This window comes from Rhodococcus sp. WB1 (assembly GCF_001700945.1).
Classification (GTDB): domain Bacteria; phylum Actinomycetota; class Actinomycetes; order Mycobacteriales; family Mycobacteriaceae; genus Rhodococcus; species Rhodococcus aetherivorans.
The window spans coordinates 1797300-1814469 of the sequence record NZ_CP015529.1 but is presented as its reverse complement, the minus strand read 5'-3'; the positions used below and the strand labels follow the sequence as shown (position 1 = coordinate 1814469).

Here is a 17170-nt window from a genome sequence, read left to right as displayed (position 1 = left end):
CCGGCATGCGGCGGACTCTCGGGCTCTCGATTCTCCTCGCGCTGGCCGCGACGACGGCCGCCTGCGCGGGCGACGGCGCCGCCGCCCCGCCCCAGGACCCGGCCGTGCTCGTGGGGCGGGCGTTCGTCTCAACCGCCGTGTCGGGCCCGCAGATTCCCGGCGGCGGCCCACTGGTCGTGGAGTTCCCCGATGCGGGCCGGATCGCCGCCACCGCCGGCTGCAACCGTTCGTTCGGGTCGGTGGAACTCGGTGACGGCGTGCTGCGCGCCGATCGGCTCGGCAGCACTCTCATGTCGTGCCCGCCGCCGCTCGACCGCGCCGACACCTGGCTGTCCGATCTGCTGGCGTCGGAACCGCGCTGGCGTCTCGACGGCGACGTACTCACCCTCGACGGCGGCGAAGTGTCCGTCTCACTGCTCGACCGCACGGTCGCCGACCCCGACCGTCCCGTCGTGGACACGCACTGGGTGCTCACCGAACTCGTCACGGCCGACGCGGTGTCGACCTCCCGCGCCCTCGAGGACGCCGCGCCCACCCTGACCGTCGCCGGCGACGGCACGGTCTCGGGCAGCACCGGCTGCAACCGGTTCACCGGTACCGCCACCGTCGGAGACACCGTGGTCACGTTCGGGCCGCTGGCCACCACCCGCGCGGCGTGCCCCGACCCGGAGCTCGCGCGGATCGAGTCGGCCGTCCTGGGAGTGCTGTCCGGCGAGGTGCGGTACACGGTCGAGGGTGCGGCGATGCGGCTGACCGCCGCCGACGGTGTCACCGGTCTCGGATACACCGCCCGCTGACGAGCCGGCTTCGGCTCAGTACCGCTCGACCAGCCACTGCGCGAGTGCGCGGGCACTGGCATCGACCTTGGCCGGCCAGTCCAGGGCGGTCTCGTCGGCGTGGTCGCTCACGTGCTTGACGAGCCGGCACTGCGCGCCCATGCGGGATGCGGCGAGCGCGACCGCGAAGCCCTCCATGTCGACGAGGTCGGCGCGGGCGGCGAGCGCGTCACGCACCTGCGCGTCCGAGACGAAGGAATCGCCCGTGGCGAGCACCGTCCCGTCCCCGTCGTCGAGTTCGAGCACGTCCTCGACCGGGTAGCCGAGGCTGCGCAGCACCTCGCTGCTGATGTCGTGATTGATCACCGCCGAGGGGACGTAGAGGCCGCCGTGGTGCAGGTGTAGCGCCCCGGCGGTCCCGATGTTGACCACCACCGGCGGGGTCCCGCGCCGGTGCCGCGCCAGCGCCTCGGTCACCGCGACGGCCGCGTGCACCTTGCCGATGCCGGTGATCACCGTCTCGTAGTGCGCCGGCACGTGCGCTGCCTCGGACTTCGTGGCGGCGACGACGAGGATCTCGGTCAACTCTTCTCTCCCAGCGCGAGGGTCGCGAGCGCCGCCCGGTGCAGCGCCCGCCCGTACCCCGCACCGTAGCCCGCCGCGTGCACCGCCAGCGGATGCAGCTGGTGCATCGGCACGCGCTCGCGCCATCCGGAACGCAGCGGGCACGTGGCGTCGTAGGCCGCGACGATCTCGTCGAGCCGGGGGCAGCCGAACAGTGCCAGCATCGCCAGGTCCGTCTCGCGATGACCGCCGTGCGCCGCCGGGTCGATCAGCACCACCCCCGCGGCGGTCCACAGCACGTTGCCGTTCCACAGGTCGCCGTGCAGGCGGGCGGGGGGTGCACCGTCGTCGAACTCCCCGGCGGCGACGCGCGCGCAGGCCCGCTCGACGTCGGGCAGCTGCGCGGCGGTGACGCTGCCGGCGTCCACCGCGATCCGCAGGAACGGCTCGACCCGTTCCACCACGTAGAACTCGCCCCAGCTCGCGTGGACCGTGCTACTCATCGGCCGCTTGCCGATGAACAGCTGGCCGTCGAATCCGTCCGGTGCGCAACCGAATCCGGCGGCGCCCGCGGCGTGCATACGCGCCAGGCGAGCGCCGAACTCCCGAGCCGCCGCGGCGGTGGGGGCCGCCTCGGTCAACCGCTCGAGGTCGATGTGGTCCACCCCGACGTCGCGGACACCGGCAACGGGCATGCCGGCGTCAGCGAGCCAGGCCAGCCCGGCGGCCTCGGCGCGGAAGAAGTCGGGGTGAGCCCCGGCCCGGTGCTTGCGGAAGACGTCGCTGCTCATCGCCACGAGTGTGCCCGCGGCGCGCCGCGCATGTCACCCGAGCAGACCGTCGGGCGTCCCGCTAGGGTTCGGAATATGGCGAACCTTCGCGAGCAGATCATCGAGGAACTCGGCGTCCGGCCGACGATCGACCCCCGGGCGGAGGTCCGGTCCCGCGTGCAGTTCCTGAAGGACTACGTCGTGTCGACCCCCGCCAAGGGGTTCGTTCTCGGCATCAGCGGCGGTCAGGACAGCACCCTCGCCGGCCGGCTCGCCCAGCTCGCGGCGGAGGAGCTGCGGGCCGAGGGCCGCGAGGCCGAGTTCGTCGCGGTGCGGCTGCCCTACGGCGAGCAGGCCGACGAGCACGACGCGCAGGTCGCGCTGGGGTTCATCGGTCCCGACCGCTCGTTGCGGATCAACGTCAAGCCCGGTGCCGACGCCTCGGCCGCCGAGGTCGGGCAGGCCATGCACGAGATCTACGGCAACGGATCGCAGCTGAGCGACTTCGTGCGGGGCAACATCAAGGCCCGCGAGCGGATGATCCTGCAGTACGCGATCGCCGGCGAGCTCGGCTACCTGGTGGTCGGGACGGACCACGCCGCCGAGGCGGTGACCGGGTTCTTCACCAAGCACGGCGACGGCGGGGTGGACCTGACCCCGCTCGCCGGCCTGACGAAGCGGCAGGGCGCAGCGCTGCTGCGCGAACTCGGGGCTCCCGACAGCACCTGGCAGAAGGTGCCGACCGCGGATCTCGAGGAGGACCGGCCGGCCCTTCCGGACGAGGTGGCCCTGGGTATGACCTACGCGGAGATCGACGACTACCTCGAGGGCAAGGACGTCACCCCGGAGCTGGCCGAGAAGCTCGAGCGGACGTTCCTGAACACCCGGCACAAGCGGACGGTGCCGGTGTCGCCGTTCGACACCTGGTGGCGCTGACAGCCACCCCGCCCGGCGGCCGGGCCGATCCGCTCAGCCCGGCGGCCGGGCCGATCCGCTCAGCCCGGCGGCCGGGCCGATCCGCTCAGCCCGGCGGCCGGGCCGATCCGCTCAGCCCGGCGGCCGGGCCTGATCCCGTCAGCCGCCGGCGAACGGCGGGAGGACGTCGACCGTAGGTCCGGCGGCGCGTCCGAGGTCGCGGGTGAGTTCGGAGTCGATGAGGAACGCGGCCACCGACAACACCCGCGCCATCTCGGCGCCGTGACGGTCGATCAGGGCGGTCTTGAGGGTGCCCAGATCCACCGACGGCGCCAGCGCCACCGTCTCCTTCTCCACTCCGGCCGCGTCCGCCGCCGCCGCGAAATACCGCACCTCGATGCCCGTCACGGTCTCACCCACCGATAGCTCCCATGCTGCGCTGCGGCGGGGTGAAGTCCGCCGCGTCGATGCCGTGTCCGGCCCACTTGTTCCACATTGCACCACGCCACAGCGCGGCGAGCTCGTCGTCGTTCGCGCCGCCGCGCAGCGCCGCCCGCAGGTCGGTCTCCCGGTCGCTGAACAGGCACGAGCGCACGGTGCCCTCCGACGTCAGGCGGGTGCGGTCGCAGTCCGAGCAGAACGACCGGGTCACCGACGCGATGATGCCGACCGTCGCGGGCCCGCCGTCGACCGCCCAGCGTTCGGCCGGCGCCGACGGGTCCTCGCGGCCGACCTCGGTGAGGGCGAAGCGGGCGGAGAGCACGTCGAGCAGCCGCTGCGCGGGCACCATGTTCGCCCGGGCCCACTCGTGGTCGGCGTCGAGCGGCATCTGCTCGATGAACCGCAGCTGCACGCCCTCGTCGAGGCACCAGGCCAGCAGGTCCGCGGCCCCGTCGAGGGTCTGCGGCATGAGCACCGCGTTGACCTTCACCGGCGCGAACCCGGCCGCCTTGGCCGCGCGGATCCCGTCGAGCACCGAATCCAGCCGATCGCGCCGGGTCAGCCGGGCGAACCGCGCGCGGTCGACCGAGTCCAGGGAGATGTTGACCCGGGTCAGGCCCGCCTCCGCCAGCGCCCGGGCGCGATGGGCGAGTCCCACCGCGTTGGTCGTCACCGCCAGCGGGATGCCGGGGACGGCGCGCGCACACCCGGCGACGATCTGCTCGAGGTCCCGCCGCATGAGCGGCTCCCCGCCGGTGAAGCGCACCTCCCGGACCCCGAGCCGGTGCACCGCGACGGCCACGAGCCGCACGATCTCGTCGGCGCTGAGCAGCAGCTCGCGCGGGATCGCCGGCAGCCCCTCCTCGGGCATGCAGTACGTGCAGCGCAGCGAGCACTTCTCGGTGATCGACACCCGCAGGTCGCGCGCGACACGCCCGAACCGGTCCAGCAGTTCGGGAGTGTCGGGCCGGTCGGAGACGTCGTCGACAGCGGCAGGGCGCACCGCCGGGATCCCCACGTGCACCGCGGTCATCGGGCCTCCGTCCTCATGACCCTCAGTATGCCGTCGCGGGCCCCGTCGTGCGGGAGGAGCAGAAACCACGACCCGGACGAGGACGCACGGCGCCGCGAGCGATGTGCCTAGGATTGGCCCATGGCGGGCGGCAGGCGGTCGGTGGAGGAGCATGCGCGACACGTGGCGACGTTGCTCTCCCCGTTGCTGATCCGCGGTACCGAACCGGTGCCGCTGCTCGAAGCGCTCGGCCGGGTGCTGGCCGAGGAGGTCGTCGCTCCGATCGACCTTCCCACCTTCCGCAATTCGCAGATGGACGGCTACGCGGTCGACACGGCCTCGCTCACCGCGGCGCCCGCGACCCTGCCCGTGCGTGCCGTCCTCGCGGCCGGCGACGGGGTCGTCGCGCACGTGCCCGGGACCGCCACCAAGATCATGACCGGCGCGCCACTGCCCACCGGTGCCGACGCCGTCGTTCCCGTCGAGGACACCGTGCCGGTCGAGGACACCGTGCCGGTCGAGGACACCGTGCCGGTCGAGGACACCGCGGCCGAGGGGCGGGGACTCCGGGTCACGGTGTGCACGCTGCCCGAACCGGGGGCATACGTGCGCGAGCGCGGCAGCGACATCCACCGCGGTCGCACGCTGCTGCCCGCGGGCACCGTCGTCGCGGCCCGGCACGTCGCGGCGCTCGCCGCCGTCGGCCTGACCCACGTGTCCGTCCGGACTCGGCCGCGCGTGGCGGTGATCTCGACCGGCAGCGAACTGGTGCCCGGAGGAAGCGTTCTCGCCCCGGGCAAGATCCACGACTCGAACGGGCCGGCCCTGGCCGCCAGCGCGGCCGCCAACGGGGCGCTGGTGGTCTCGGTGGATCGCAGCGGCGACGATGCGGAGGTGTTCGCGGCGAAACTCGCTCGCGCCGCCTCCGTCGCCGAGGTGGTGTTCACCTCGGGCGGGGTGTCGAAGGGCGACTTCGAGGTCGTCAAGGACGTGCTCGGCCCGCGAGGGGCCGAATTCGTGTCGGTGGCGATGCAGCCGGGCGGTCCGCAGGGCACGGCACTGGTGGATTCCGTGCCGGTGCTGACCTTCCCCGGCAATCCGGTCAGCGCGCTGGTCTCGTTCGAGGTGTTCGCCCGGCCGGTACTGCGGGCCGCCGCGGGGCTGCCCGCCGTCGAGCCCGAGACCCGGCCTCTGTCAACAGGTCTCAGCTCCGTGCCGGGCAAGCGCCAGTTCCTGCGCGCTCGCCGCGACGGCGGCGCCGTGGTGGCGATCCCCGGCGCCGGGTCCCACCTGATCGCCGCGATGGCCACCGCGGACGTACTGCTCGACATCCCTGCCGACACCTCGGACCTCGAACCCGGAGAACTCGTGAAGGTACTACCGCTATGACCGAACCGCACGACCTCACCCCGCCCGACGGCGGGGCCCTGAGTCACCTCGACGACCGGGGCCGCGCCCGCATGGTCGACGTGTCCGGCAAGGCCGACACCGCCCGCGTCGCGGTCGCCGCCGGCGAACTCGTCACCACCGCGGAGGTGGTGTCGCTGGTGCGGGCCGACGACATGCCCAAGGCGGACGTGCTCGCCACCGCGCGGATCGCCGGGATCGCGGCGGCCAAGCGCACGTGGGAGCTGATTCCGCTGTGCCACCAGTTGGCGCTGTCGTCGGTGAAGGTCACCTTCGGGTTCACCGACACCGCGATCACGATCGAGGCGACGGCAAAGACGAAGGGCCCCACAGGCGTCGAGATGGAGGCCCTCACCGCCGTCGCGGTGGCCGGGCTGACGTTGCACGACATGGTCAAGGCCGTCGACCCCGCCGCGGTGCTGAACGGAGTGCGGTTGGTCTCGAAGGAGGGCGGCAAACGCGGGCACTGGCAGCGCGACGAGGCGGAGACCGCCGCACCGGCGGAGGACGAGACCGTCACGCCGGACGAGGACGACATCCTGGAGCAGGCCGGCGTGCCGGCGACGGTGCTCGTCGCGTCCACGGGTGTGGCTGCCGGTACGCGGGAGGACAGGACGGGCCCGCTGATCGCGGACTTTCTCGAGGCGCGCGGCTTCACGGTGCGGGGTCCTCTGGTGTATGCCGACGCGGACATCGCGTGGGGCCTCGAGGACGCGCTCGCCGGCGACCCGGCCCTGGTGATCTCCACCGGCGGGACCGGCGCCTCCCCCACGGACGCGACCCCGGAGGCGACGCTGGCGCTGCTGGACCGCGAGCTGCCGGGGGTCGCCGAGGCCATCCGCCTGCGCGGCCTGCAGGCCACCCCGCACGCCTCGCTGTCACGCGGCGTGGCCGGGCTGGTGGGCCGCACGGTGGTGGTCAATCTGCCCGGCTCACCGGGTGGCGTGAAGGACGGGCTGGCGGTGCTCGAGCCGATTCTCGGCCACCTGCTGGCCCAGGTCGCCGGAGGAGGCGCGCATGAATGAGCTGCTGGCACGGATCTCGGCCGAGCCGCTCGACCCGGCGTCGGTGGACGCCGCGGTCGCCGGCCCCCAGCACGGGGCGGTGGTGCTGTTCAGCGGGGTGGTGCGCAACCACGACGGCGGGCGCGCGGTGAGCGCGCTCGAGTACCGGGCGCACCCCGAGGCGGAGCGATTCCTGCGTCGCTGTTGCGAACAGGTGGCGGCGGAGTCGGGACTGCCGGTCGCCGCGGTCCACAGAGTGGGCGATCTCACCATCGGCGATCTCGCGCTGGTGGCGGCGGTGGCGGCACCGCACCGGGCCGAAGCCTTCGCTGTGTGCGCCGAACTGGTCGAACGCATCAAACGCGAGGTCCCCATCTGGAAGCGGCAGCGATTCGAGGACGGTCTGTCCGAGTGGGTCGGCCTCGACGCGTGCGCCGACGAGCATCCCGGCGTGGGGTAGGCTGCGGTAGTTCGGGCATCACGACGATGCTCACCGTCGTGGGATACCGGCGGGCCGGGATCGTGCCCGGTTCCGCATGCAATACCGGCATCGGCTTTCCTTGCGGCGATCCACTGCGCCCTCCGAGATCGTCTCGGGGTGCGTGCACGCTGCATCGAAAGGCAGTTCTGTACCTATGACCGTTTCCTTCTCCGACCTCGGCGTCCCCCGGACCCTGGTGGCCTCCCTGGGCGACAGCGGCATCACGAGCCCGTTCCCGATCCAGGTCGACACGCTGCCCGACACGCTGGCCGGCCGTGACGTGCTCGGCCGGGGCCGCACGGGCAGTGGCAAGACGCTGGCGTTCTCCATTCCGCTCGCCGCGCGCCTGGCCGGCCGCGCCACCCGCGAGGCCGGCCGCCCGCGTGGGCTGGTGCTGGCTCCCACCCGCGAGCTGGCCACGCAGATCGCCGCGGTCGTCGAGCCCCTCGCGCGGGTCGCCGGGCTGCGGGTGACCACCATCTTCGGCGGAGTGTCGCAGAACCGGCAGGTCGACGCGCTGCGCCGCGGCGTGGACATCGTGATCGCCTGCCCGGGCCGCCTCGAGGACCTGATGCGGCAGAAGTTCGTCACGCTCGACGCGGTGGAGATCACCGTGCTCGACGAGGCGGACCACATGGCCGATCTCGGCTTCCTGCCCGGCGTGACGCGCATCATGAACGCGACCCCCAAGGACGGTCAGCGCCTGCTGTTCTCGGCCACGCTGGACAACGGCGTCGACAAGCTCGTCAAGCGGTTCCTGCGCAACGAGGTGCTGCACTCGGTCGACGAGGCGCACTCCCCGGTGGCGGCGATGACCCATCACGTGTTCGACGTCGACAACGCCGACACGAAGAAGGACCTCGTGCGGACCCTGGCGTCCGGTACGGGCCGGCGAATCCTGTTCATGCGCACCAAGCATCAGGCCCGCAAGCTCGCCCGTCAGCTCACCGAGTCCGGCATCCCGGCGGTCGATCTGCACGGCAACCTGTCGCAGAACGCGCGCGACCGCAACCTCGCGGCGTTCTCCTCCGGTGAGGCGCGTGTGCTCGTGGCCACCGACGTCGCGGCCCGCGGCGTCCACGTCGACGACGTGGAACTGGTGGTGCACGTCGACCCGCCGGCCGAGCACAAGGCGTACCTGCACCGTTCGGGCCGTACGGCCCGCGCCGGGAGCACCGGCGACGTCGTGACCGTGGTGCTGCCCGAGCAGCGCAAGGATCTGGCCGTCATCATGCGCAAGGCCGCGATCAAGGTCACTCCGGTGCGGGTGACGGCGAAGTCGGAGCACGTGCTGGACCTGGTCGGCGAGATCGCCCCGCACGTGAGCCCGTCGGTCAAGCAGGCCGCACCGGCCCCGTCCGGCGGTGGATCGCGACGGCCGGCCCGGCGCAGCGGCAGCGGGGCCGCCGCTCAGCGCGGCGCCCGGCAGCACGGCGGCGGGGCCGCCCGGCAGCACGGCGGCGGGGCCGCCCGGAAGCAGGGCGCGTCGCGGCAGGAGCAGCCGGCGGCCCGGCAGGAACGCGCCGGCCAGGCCGGGGGGCGCCGGCGTCGCCCGAATCACACGTCGGCGACCGCCGCACGGTAGGTAGGTCCCCGCTTCCGGACCCGCTCAGCGCGGGGTGAACCGGTGCACGGCCAGCATCGCGTCTGCCGGCACCGGTTCGGTCGGGACACATTCGGCGAGCCGGGCGCGTACCGCCTCGGGGTCCAGATCGGCGCCGATCACGACGAGCCGGGTGGTGGCAGGGACGTCGCCCGTGCGCCGGACGGGGTCGAAGCGGATGTGGTCGCCGACGGTGTGCAGCAGGTAGGTGCGCGTGCGTCCCCCGGCGACGACGTGGACGTACCCCTTGATGCGGAACACCCCGGCCGGCTGGTCCTCGAGGAAGTCGACGAGGGCACGCGGGTGCAGCGGGACGGGGGACTCGAAGTCGACGGCTTCGTAGCCGTCGTGCAGGTGCGTGTGGTCTCCGTCCTCGTCGTGTTCCTCGTACAGCAACCGGTCGAGGCTGAGTTGTTCGCCGGGTTGCGGCTCGGGGCGTTCGGGGATGTCGAACAGCAACGCCGGGTCGATGCGCCCGTGCACGGTGGACACGATCGCGGCGCGGTCGTTGAGGCGGCACAGCAGTTCGAGCAACTCGTCGTGGGCGTCGCCGTCGATGCGGTCGGTCTTGTTGAGCAGCACGAGGTCCGCGAGCGCGACGTGCTGATCGAGTTCGGGATGCCGGTCCCGGACGGTGCCGAACTCGGCGGCATCGACGACGAGGACGAGACCGCCGTAACCCACGTATTCGTTGCCCGAGCCGACGACGAGCCGGATCATGTTGCGCGGCTCGGCGAGTCCGCTGGCTTCGACGACGATGACGTCGATGCCGGAGGTACGGTGCGCGAGCCGGTCGAGCATCGCGTCCATGTCGGCGACGTCGACGGCGCAGCACAGGCAGCCGTTGCTCAGCGAGACCATGGAGTCGACCTGCCCGGCGACCATCATCGAGTCGATGTTGACCGAGCCGAAGTCGTTGACGATCACGCCGATTCGCGCGCCGCGGTTGTTGCGCAGCAGGTGATTGAGCAGGGTGGTCTTCCCGGAGCCCAGGAATCCTGCGACGATCACCACGGGGATCCGCTTGTTCGCCATGAGGCGAGCCTAGCGGTGCGTCCCGCCGGCCGGTCCGGGACGGGACGCACCACGGGCCTCGTCAGTTGCCCCGGCGGATCCATTCCTCGAGATGCGGGGACTCGGTGCCGATCGTCGTGCCGTCGCCGTGACCGGTGTGCACCTTCGTCTCGGCGGGCAGGGCGAACAGCTTGTCGCGGATCGAGCCGATGATGGTCGGGAAGTCCGAGTACGAGCGTCCCGTCGCACCGGGACCGCCGGAGAACAGGGTGTCGCCGGTGAACAGCTCGCCCGCCTCCGGCAGGTACAGGCACGTCGAGCCGGGCGAGTGCCCGGGGGTGTGGATGACCTGGATGTCGGTGCCCGCCACCGCGATCCGATCCCCGTCCGCGAGCGGCCGGTGCGCGACACCGGGGTGGGTCATCTCCCACAGCACGTCGTCGGCGGGGTTGAGCAGGATCGGGGCGTCGAGCTTGTCGGCCAGCTCGGGGGCAACGGTGACGTGGTCGTTGTGCCCGTGCGTGCACACGATCGCCACCACCTTCCGGCCGCCGACGGCGTCGATGATCGGCTGCGCGGTGTGCGCGGCATCGATCACGACCACCTCGTCGTCGTCGCCGACGAGCCAGATGTTGTTGTCGACCTCCCACTCGCCGCCGTCGAGGGCGAAGGTGCCGTGGGTGACGACCCGATCGATACGCAGGCGGTGCCTATCCCCCGTCGCTCCGCTCGCCCCGGTCACAGGACCACCACCGAGCGCAGCACCTCGCCGCGGTGCATGGTCTCGAACGCCTTCTCCACCTGGTCGAGGGCGATGCGCTCGGTGACGAACTTCTCGAGCGGCAGCCGGCCCTGCTGGTAGAGGTCGACGAGCATGGGGAAGTCCCGCTCGGGCAGGCAGTCGCCGTACCAGGACGACTTGAGGGACCCGCCGCGGGAGAAGAAGTCGATCAGCGGCATCTCGAGGGTCATCTCCGGGGTGGGCACCCCGACGAGGACGACGGTGCCGGCCAGGTCGCGGGCGTAGAACGCCTGCTTCCACGTCTCCGGGCGGCCGACCGCGTCGATGACCACGTCGGCGCCGAAGCCGCCGGTCAGCTCCTGGATCGCCTCGACCGCGTCGACCTCGGCCCCGTTGATGGTGTGGGTAGCCCCGAGGTCGGTGGCCCACTCGAGCTTCCTCGGGTCCCGGTCGACCGCGATGATCTTGTTGGCGCCGGCGAGGCGGGCGCCCATGATCGCGGCGTCGCCCACGCCGCCGCAGCCGATCACCGCGACGGAGTCGCCGCGGGTCACCCCGCCGGTGTTCACCGCGGCACCGAGGCCGGCCATCACCCCGCAGCCGAGCAGGCCGACGACGGCCGGGTCGGCGCTGGGGTCGACCTTGGTGCACTGCCCTGCGTGCACGAGGGTCTTGTCGGCGAACGCGCCGATGCCCAGGGCCGGGGTCAGCTCGGTGCCGTCCTCGAGGGTCATCTTCTGCGTGGCGTTGTGGGTGTCGAAGCAGTACTGCGGGCGGCCGCGCTTGCAGGCGCGGCACTGCCCGCACACGGCCCGCCAGTTGAGGACGACGAAGTCCCCGACGGCGACCGAGTCGACGCCCGCACCGACGGACTCGACGACACCGGCGGCCTCGTGCCCGAGCAGGAACGGGAACTCGTCGTTGATGCCGCCCTCCCGGTAGTGCAGGTCGGTGTGGCACACGCCGCACGCGGCGATCGCAACGACGACCTCCCCCGGCCCCGGGTCGGGGATGACGATCGGCACGACCTCGACGGGAGCGCCCTTCGCGCGGGCGACGACGCCCCGGACCTGCTGTGGCATGACGGTGTCTCCTTCTTCTCGTGCGGTGCTCGCGCGACGTCGGCGACGTATCGCGGTATGCGCACACGCTATCGGCGGCGCGGCGCCCCGGTACCTGATCGAAGGAGTGGATCGACCTGACCGAAAGACCAGTCCCGCACTTTCGACCCCGAAATGCCGAAGTGTCGTTGATCGAGTACGGAAGTCCGGCTAAGCTTCGGTATGACCGCCCTCACAGGGCGCAGCGTCCAGGCGAGGCGACCCCTCGCAGGCCCGAGGAGTGCAATGTCGATCGCCAACACGGTGACCCTCCCCCACCCCCGCAGCGAAAGCTGGGACTGGCAGCTGCACGCGGCGTGCCGGGGCCACGAGTCGTCGGCCTTCTTCCATCCCGAGGGGGAACGTGGCCGCGCACGCGAACTGCGCGAGTACCGCGCCAAGCTCGTCTGCGCCCGGTGTCCGGTTCTCGAGCGCTGCCGCACCCACGCACTGGAAGTCGGTGAGCCGTACGGCATCTGGGGTGGCATGTCGGAGTCCGAGCGCCGCTCGCGCCGCGCCGCCGTGGATCGGTCGGCCCGGTGGGGCATGCTGGGGCGCTGACGCGACCCGCCTGCGCCGCGACGCGACGCAGGCGCCGACCAGGGAGGCACGAATGGACTCACCCGGCCACCCCGGCCCGCCGATTCTCGTCGTCATGGGGGTGTCCGGCTCCGGCAAATCGACCGTCGCGGCACTCGTCGCCGAGGCCACCGGATGGGACCTGCTCGAGGGCGACGACCTGCATCCGCGTGCCAACGTGGAGAAGATGGCCGCCGGCCGGCCGCTCAGCGACGCGGACCGGGCGCCGTGGCTCGCGGCGGTCGGCGCGTGGATCCGGGACCACACCGGCCGGGGCAGGCCGGGGGTGGTGACGTGCTCGGCGCTGCGCCGCCGCTACCGGGACGACCTCGCCGGCGAGAACGTGGTCTTCGTGCACCTGGCGGGCACGCGCGAGCAGATCCGGGAACGGCTCCGCACGCGGCGCGGCCACTACATGCCGGCCGACCTGCTGGACTCGCAGTTCGACACGTTCGAGCCGCTCGAACCCGACGAGGCGGCGATCGTCGTCGGCATCGACGCCGAGCCCGCCGACGTCGCCGCCGAGATCGTGGCGCGGGCGGCCGAGTGGACGCGCGGGACGGACGTCAGCCCGCGGCCTTGATCCCCGCCTCGGCGCCGAGCGCGGCCGCCTCGCCGCGGGTGCTCACCCCGAGCTTGCGGAGCACCGAGGCCACGTGGAACTTGACCGTCGACTCGCTGACACCGAGCCGCTCGGCGATCACCCGGTTCCGCCGGCCCGCGACGAGGTGCTCGAGCACCTCCACCTCGCGTGGCGCGAGGACCGCCAGCGCCTCGAGTGCGGGGCTGCCGGCCACGGGTGCGGGCATGTCGAGCGGTAGCCGGGCCGCGACCCGGCAGCCCCAGCCGGGCGTGGACTCGGCCTCCACGGTGCCGCCGAGGGTTTCGGCCCGGTCCCGTAGCTGCCGCGCGAGGTCGGCGGCGTCGGCCTCGCCGTCACCGTCGTCCCGGATGTCGATCAGCAGGTCGGTTCCGTCGCAGTTCCAGGCGACCCGGACGCGGCCGAGGTTCGCCTGCGCGGACATCGCGAGGACCGCGCCGCGGGCGAGGGCCCGGGCCGCATGCGCGACCTCGCCCGGCAGCGCCCGCCCGTCCACCGGCGGGGCGACCATCTCGAGGACCACCTCGCGGTGCCGGAGCAGACCGCGCAGTTCACCGTGCAGCCTAGCGAAGGCGGTGGTCACCGCCTCCTCGGCGAGTTCGCGGTGCCGGTCGACGGCCGAGCGCAGCCCGATGAGGGCATTGGTGGCGGTTTCGCGTGCGGTGATGCGGGCCCGGGTGTCGTCGAGGTCCCTCGACCGCAGCGTCGCGAGGATCGACTCGAGCGTCATCGCATGGGCCTCGGTGAGCTCGGCAACGGTCCGTGCGCGTTCGGAGGAGGCGGCGCGGGATTCGGCGAGGTACGCCGGGCTGGCGTTGCGGACCTGCAGCTGGATGCCGGTGGCCACCACGGCGAACAGGGCCCGGACCAGCTCGAGGGGAATCGAGCCGGTGCGGGCACCGCCCGGGACGAGCACGAGCAGCGTGTCGGTGGCGTCGAGGATCGCCCACACGTCGCGGTCCCGGCCCGCGATCCGGGCCGGGCCGCGACGGATCTGCCCGGTCGCGAGTTCGCTTCGGACGCGGTCGAGTTCGGCGATGGTCACGCGGTCGACGATCGCCGGGTCGCCGGCCACCTTGCGGGGCCGGCCGGTGCATTCCCGCGTGAAGATCACCAGGGCGGTGTGCGGGACCAGGTCGGTGAGCAGCGCCGAGAAGCGCTGGCCGATCTCGGTGAGCGGCCCGACCAGTACGTCCCGCAGATTCGTGATCAGCGTGTCGGGGGCCGGGATCGGGGTGTTCACTCCGGTCACGATAGCGCGCGCGGCCCGGCGACCGGCCCCGCCGATCAGTGTGTGGCCACCGAGGCGGGTGTGTCGGCGGACCGGGCGTCGGCGGTGTGCGCCTCGAACCGCAGCCGTCCCACGGCGACGGCGGCGAGCACGAGGGCGCCGGCGACGAGCAGGTAGAGCTGGGTGGGCGACCAGTGCAGGTCGAGCAGCGCACCGGCGACGATCGGCGAGGCGATGGCCCCGAGCCGGCCGACGCCGATGCCCCAGCCGACGCCGGTCGCCCGCACCGACGGCGCATACACCGAGGGCGTGATCGCGTACAGGCCCGCGATGCACCCGTTGACGAACACGCCGATGAGGGCGCCGAGGGCGAACGCGACGACCACCGCGACGGTGGCGGGGACGAAGACCACGAGCAGAGCGCCGGCGATCACCATGTACGACGCCAGGACCCGCTTCAGCGCGAATCGCGCGGACAGCGCGCCGAGCAGCGTTGCGCCGAAGATGCCGCCGAGGTTCAGCAGCACGCCCCCGGTGATGCCCTGGTCGGCCGACAGGCCCGCTTCGACGAGCAGCTTCGGCGTCCAGCTCGTCACGAAGTAGAAGGCGAACATGGTCAGGAAGAACGCGGCCCAGACGAGCAGCGTCGAGCGACGCTGCCGCGGTGCGAGGAGGCTGCCGACCCTGACGCCGGACCGCGGCCCGGAATCGTCGGCCTGTCGCGGCGCGGGCAGCGCGGCGAGCGGCTGGTGCCCGGCGCGGACCGCGAACGCGTTGATGCGGGCGAGGGCGTGGGCGGGCCGCCGGGCGAGCAGGAAGTCGAGGGATTCGGGCAGGCGGAGGTACACGACCGGGATGATCACCGCGGTGCAGACGCCGCCGAACAGGAAGACGGATCGCCATCCGTAGGAGTTCTGCAGCACGACGGCGATGATGCCGCCGACGGTGGCGCCGACGGCGTAGCCGGTGGAGTTCAGGCTCACCGCCAGCGCGCGCCACCGGTTGGAGGCGTACTCGCTGGCGATGACGTTGCTGCTGGCGAGGATTCCCCCGATGCCGACGCCGGTGAGGGCGCGCAGCAGCCCCAGCTGCAGGGCGCTCTGGCTGACCGCGGAGGCAAGCATGCCGATCGACGCGATCCCCAGGCAGAGCAGGATCATGCCGCGGCGGCCGATCGTGTCGGCCCACGGCGCGAGGAACAGCGAGCCCGCGGCCATGCCGAACAGGCCTGCGCTGAGCAGCAGGCCGAGCGCCGAACCGGACAGGCCCCACTCCTGGGACACCGACTGGGCGGTGAAGGCCATGACGAGCACGTCGAAGCCGTCGAGGACGTTGAGCAGCACGCAGATCGCCACCGCGCCCCATTGGAAGCGCGTCATCGGGCTGGTGTCGATGCGTTCACGTAGATCGATTGCCATGTATCGGGCCCCTGTTCGAAGGATGTGAGGCGAGTCACCTGCGAGGAGCGTGATGGATCGGATCACAACGAATCCACCCTCCTTCCGGATACCGGAAGGGCACCGCCCGACTTTCCGCCATCCGGAAGTCGGGTGGCGCCCGTCACGTGCCGCCCGTCACGGTGGAGGCATCCGCCGGTCGCTCGGACCGGAACCATCCCCGTGGAGACGAGACAACCATGACGAAGATCGCCCGGAACCAGTGGTATGTGGCCGCCTACGGCCGCGAGATCGACCGGGAACTGTTCGCCCGGACCATCTGCGACGAGCCGATCCTGTTCTGGCGCACCGAATCCGGTGAGGTCACCGCAATGTCGGACCGGTGCGTGCACCGCCGCTTCCCGCTCTCGCAGGCGCCGAGCCGCCTCGCGGGCGACACGGTCGTATGCGGCTACCACGGCTTCACCTACGGGTCCGACGGCGGCTGCGTGGCCGTGCCGGGCCAGAAGCGGGTGCCCCGCACCGCGCGACTGAAGTCGTACCCGGTGGTCGAGCAGGACTCGTTCGTGTGGATCTGGATCGCCGACCCGGACCGTCCGGCCGAGCCCGATCCGACCCGCATCCCCCGGGCGCCGTGGCTCGACGCGCCCGGCTACGCCGTGGCCTCGGGCATGGAGCCGCTGCGGGCGCGCTACAGCCTGCTCGTCGACAACCTGATGGACCTCTCCCACGAGACGTACCTGCACGGCGGCTACATCGGCACCCCCGAGGTGGCCGAGACCCCCATCACCACCGAGGTCGACGACGAGGCCGGGATCGTCTACGTCTCCCGGCACATCGCCGACGCGGAATGCCCGCCCTTCTACGCCGAATCGACCGGCCTCGAGGGCCGCATCACCCGGTGGCAGGACATCGAGTACCACCCGCCGTGCCTGTACCTGCTGCACAGCCGGATCGCGCCCGTCGGCGTGCTGCCGCCCGAGACCGGACCCGACAGCGACGCGTTCCACGTCGAGGTGGTCTACGCGATCACCCCGGAGACCGAACACTCCACTCACGATTTCTGGTCGGTGGCAAGGGATTTTGCGCTCGAGGACGAGAAGGTCACCGAGTTCCTGCGCGAGAACAACCGCACCGTCGTGCTGCAGGACGTCGTCGCGCTCGACCGGCTCGAACAGGTGCTCGCCACCGAACCAGAGGGGTACCAGGAACTGAGCATCAACATCGACGCCGGCGCTCTGGCCGCGCGGCGGATCCTGCAGGCGATGACGGCGGGCGGCACCCTCGCCGAGACGAGGTAACCGATGTCCTCGCAACCGAACCGGATGCTGCGCGGGCCCAACGTGATGCGCGTCGTGTGGCTGCCCGGCTCCGACCGCCTCGAGGGAACGTGCCATTGCGGTGCCCGGCACGTCGCCGAGGATCCCGTCACGCTGTGGGACTGGCTGCTCGCTCATCCCGTCGGCCACGCCGACGCCCTCCCCCGGCCGCCCGAACCGACCCGCGAAGTCGCTCACGCGTAAGGACCCGACC

At 72.3% G+C, this 17170-nt stretch carries 19 protein-coding genes; 10 read left to right on the top strand and 9 right to left on the bottom strand.

Features of this window, described 5'->3' with window-relative positions:
• The first annotated feature begins 5 nt into the window (after window positions 1-5).
• Window positions 6-797: an META domain-containing protein gene (locus tag A4U64_RS08090; RefSeq protein ID WP_029544491.1), complete on the top strand. Its 792-nt coding sequence runs from the start codon at window positions 6-8 to the stop codon at window positions 795-797.
• 15 nt (window positions 798-812) lie between these two features.
• On the opposite strand, the gene A4U64_RS08085 is transcribed toward A4U64_RS08090, so the two are convergent.
• Together A4U64_RS08085 and A4U64_RS08080 are read right to left on the bottom strand one after the other, a co-directional pair.
• A complete protein-coding gene (locus A4U64_RS08085; protein ID WP_006940567.1) occupies window positions 813-1361 on the bottom strand; it encodes a nucleosidase in 549 nt (182 codons plus the stop codon).
• Window positions 1358-2131, bottom strand: coding sequence for a fructosamine kinase family protein (locus A4U64_RS08080; protein WP_065922429.1), 774 nt, complete (start codon window positions 2129-2131; stop codon window positions 1358-1360). Before A4U64_RS08080 ends, A4U64_RS08085 begins: the two co-directional genes overlap by 4 nt.
• Window positions 2132-2206: 75 nt before the next feature.
• Between A4U64_RS08080 and nadE the strand changes: the two genes are divergently transcribed.
• A complete protein-coding gene (nadE, locus tag A4U64_RS08075) occupies window positions 2207-3046 on the top strand; it encodes an ammonia-dependent NAD(+) synthetase (protein WP_065922428.1) in 840 nt (279 codons plus the stop codon).
• Window positions 3047-3184: 138 nt separating this feature from the next.
• Here nadE and A4U64_RS08070 read toward each other — a convergent pair whose 3' ends face one another.
• Both A4U64_RS08070 and moaA read right to left on the bottom strand, forming a co-directional pair.
• Entirely contained in the window at window positions 3185-3445 is a 261-nt protein-coding gene (locus A4U64_RS08070; protein WP_006940570.1) for a MoaD/ThiS family protein, read from the bottom strand.
• Window positions 3438-4499: a GTP 3',8-cyclase MoaA gene (moaA, locus tag A4U64_RS08065; RefSeq protein ID WP_065922427.1), complete on the bottom strand. Its 1062-nt coding sequence runs from the start codon at window positions 4497-4499 to the stop codon at window positions 3438-3440. Before moaA ends, A4U64_RS08070 begins: the two co-directional genes overlap by 8 nt.
• Window positions 4500-4619: 120 nt before the next feature.
• Between moaA and A4U64_RS08060 the strand changes: the two genes are divergently transcribed.
• The 4 genes from A4U64_RS08060 (at window position 4620) to A4U64_RS08045 (ending at window position 8955) form a co-directional block, all read left to right on the top strand.
• Window positions 4620-5867, top strand: coding sequence for a molybdopterin molybdotransferase MoeA (locus A4U64_RS08060; protein WP_065922426.1), 1248 nt, complete (start codon window positions 4620-4622; stop codon window positions 5865-5867).
• Window positions 5864-6910, top strand: coding sequence for a bifunctional molybdenum cofactor biosynthesis protein MoaC/MoaB (moaCB, locus tag A4U64_RS08055; protein ID WP_006940573.1), 1047 nt, complete (start codon window positions 5864-5866; stop codon window positions 6908-6910). The genes A4U64_RS08060 and moaCB overlap by 4 nt, the downstream gene beginning before the upstream one ends.
• A complete protein-coding gene (locus A4U64_RS08050) occupies window positions 6903-7349 on the top strand; it encodes a molybdenum cofactor biosynthesis protein MoaE (RefSeq protein WP_043798868.1) in 447 nt (148 codons plus the stop codon). The genes moaCB and A4U64_RS08050 overlap by 8 nt, the downstream gene beginning before the upstream one ends.
• Window positions 7350-7524: 175 nt before the next feature.
• Complete coding sequence (locus A4U64_RS08045) at window positions 7525-8955, top strand: DEAD/DEAH box helicase (protein WP_065922425.1); 1431 nt, start codon at window positions 7525-7527, stop codon at window positions 8953-8955.
• Window positions 8956-8979: 24 nt separating this feature from the next.
• Here the strand turns inward: A4U64_RS08045 and A4U64_RS08040 are convergent, their stop codons facing one another.
• The 3 genes from A4U64_RS08040 to A4U64_RS08030 all read right to left on the bottom strand — a co-directional run bounded on the left by A4U64_RS08040 (window position 8980) and on the right by A4U64_RS08030 (window position 11811).
• A complete protein-coding gene (locus A4U64_RS08040) occupies window positions 8980-10008 on the bottom strand; it encodes a CobW family GTP-binding protein (protein WP_044476173.1) in 1029 nt (342 codons plus the stop codon).
• A 61-nt stretch (window positions 10009-10069) separates the two neighbouring features.
• Complete coding sequence (locus A4U64_RS08035; RefSeq protein ID WP_050035434.1) at window positions 10070-10729, bottom strand: MBL fold metallo-hydrolase; 660 nt, start codon at window positions 10727-10729, stop codon at window positions 10070-10072.
• Window positions 10726-11811, bottom strand: a complete 1086-nt coding sequence (locus A4U64_RS08030; protein ID WP_006940578.1) for an S-(hydroxymethyl)mycothiol dehydrogenase — start codon at window positions 11809-11811, stop codon at window positions 10726-10728. The genes A4U64_RS08035 and A4U64_RS08030 overlap by 4 nt, the downstream gene beginning before the upstream one ends.
• Window positions 11812-12075: 264 nt before the next feature.
• Here A4U64_RS08030 and A4U64_RS08025 point away from each other — a divergent pair, with 264 nt between their 5' ends.
• Window positions 12076-12390, top strand: a complete 315-nt coding sequence (locus tag A4U64_RS08025; protein ID WP_065922424.1) for a WhiB family transcriptional regulator — start codon at window positions 12076-12078, stop codon at window positions 12388-12390.
• Between the two features lie 52 nt (window positions 12391-12442).
• Window positions 12443-12991 (top strand): gluconokinase, encoded by a 549-nt coding sequence (locus A4U64_RS08020; RefSeq protein ID WP_006940581.1) that lies wholly within the window; start codon window positions 12443-12445, stop codon window positions 12989-12991.
• On the opposite strand, the gene A4U64_RS08015 is transcribed toward A4U64_RS08020, so the two are convergent.
• Both A4U64_RS08015 and A4U64_RS08010 read right to left on the bottom strand, forming a co-directional pair.
• A complete protein-coding gene (locus A4U64_RS08015; RefSeq protein ID WP_006940585.1) occupies window positions 12975-14252 on the bottom strand; it encodes a LuxR C-terminal-related transcriptional regulator in 1278 nt (425 codons plus the stop codon). The genes A4U64_RS08020 and A4U64_RS08015 overlap by 17 nt on opposite strands.
• 44 nt (window positions 14253-14296) lie before the next feature.
• Complete coding sequence (locus A4U64_RS08010) at window positions 14297-15658, bottom strand: MFS transporter (RefSeq protein ID WP_065922423.1); 1362 nt, start codon at window positions 15656-15658, stop codon at window positions 14297-14299.
• 218 nt (window positions 15659-15876) lie between these two features.
• Here A4U64_RS08010 and A4U64_RS08005 point away from each other — a divergent pair, with 218 nt between their 5' ends.
• Window positions 15877-16938: an aromatic ring-hydroxylating dioxygenase subunit alpha gene (locus A4U64_RS08005; RefSeq protein WP_006940588.1), complete on the top strand. Its 1062-nt coding sequence runs from the start codon at window positions 15877-15879 to the stop codon at window positions 16936-16938.
• Window positions 16939-16941: 3 nt separating this feature from the next.
• On the top strand, window positions 16942-17160 hold the full coding sequence (locus A4U64_RS08000) for a hypothetical protein (RefSeq protein WP_006940590.1): 219 nt from the start codon (window positions 16942-16944) through the stop codon (window positions 17158-17160).
• Window positions 17161-17170: the final 10 nt, after the last annotated feature.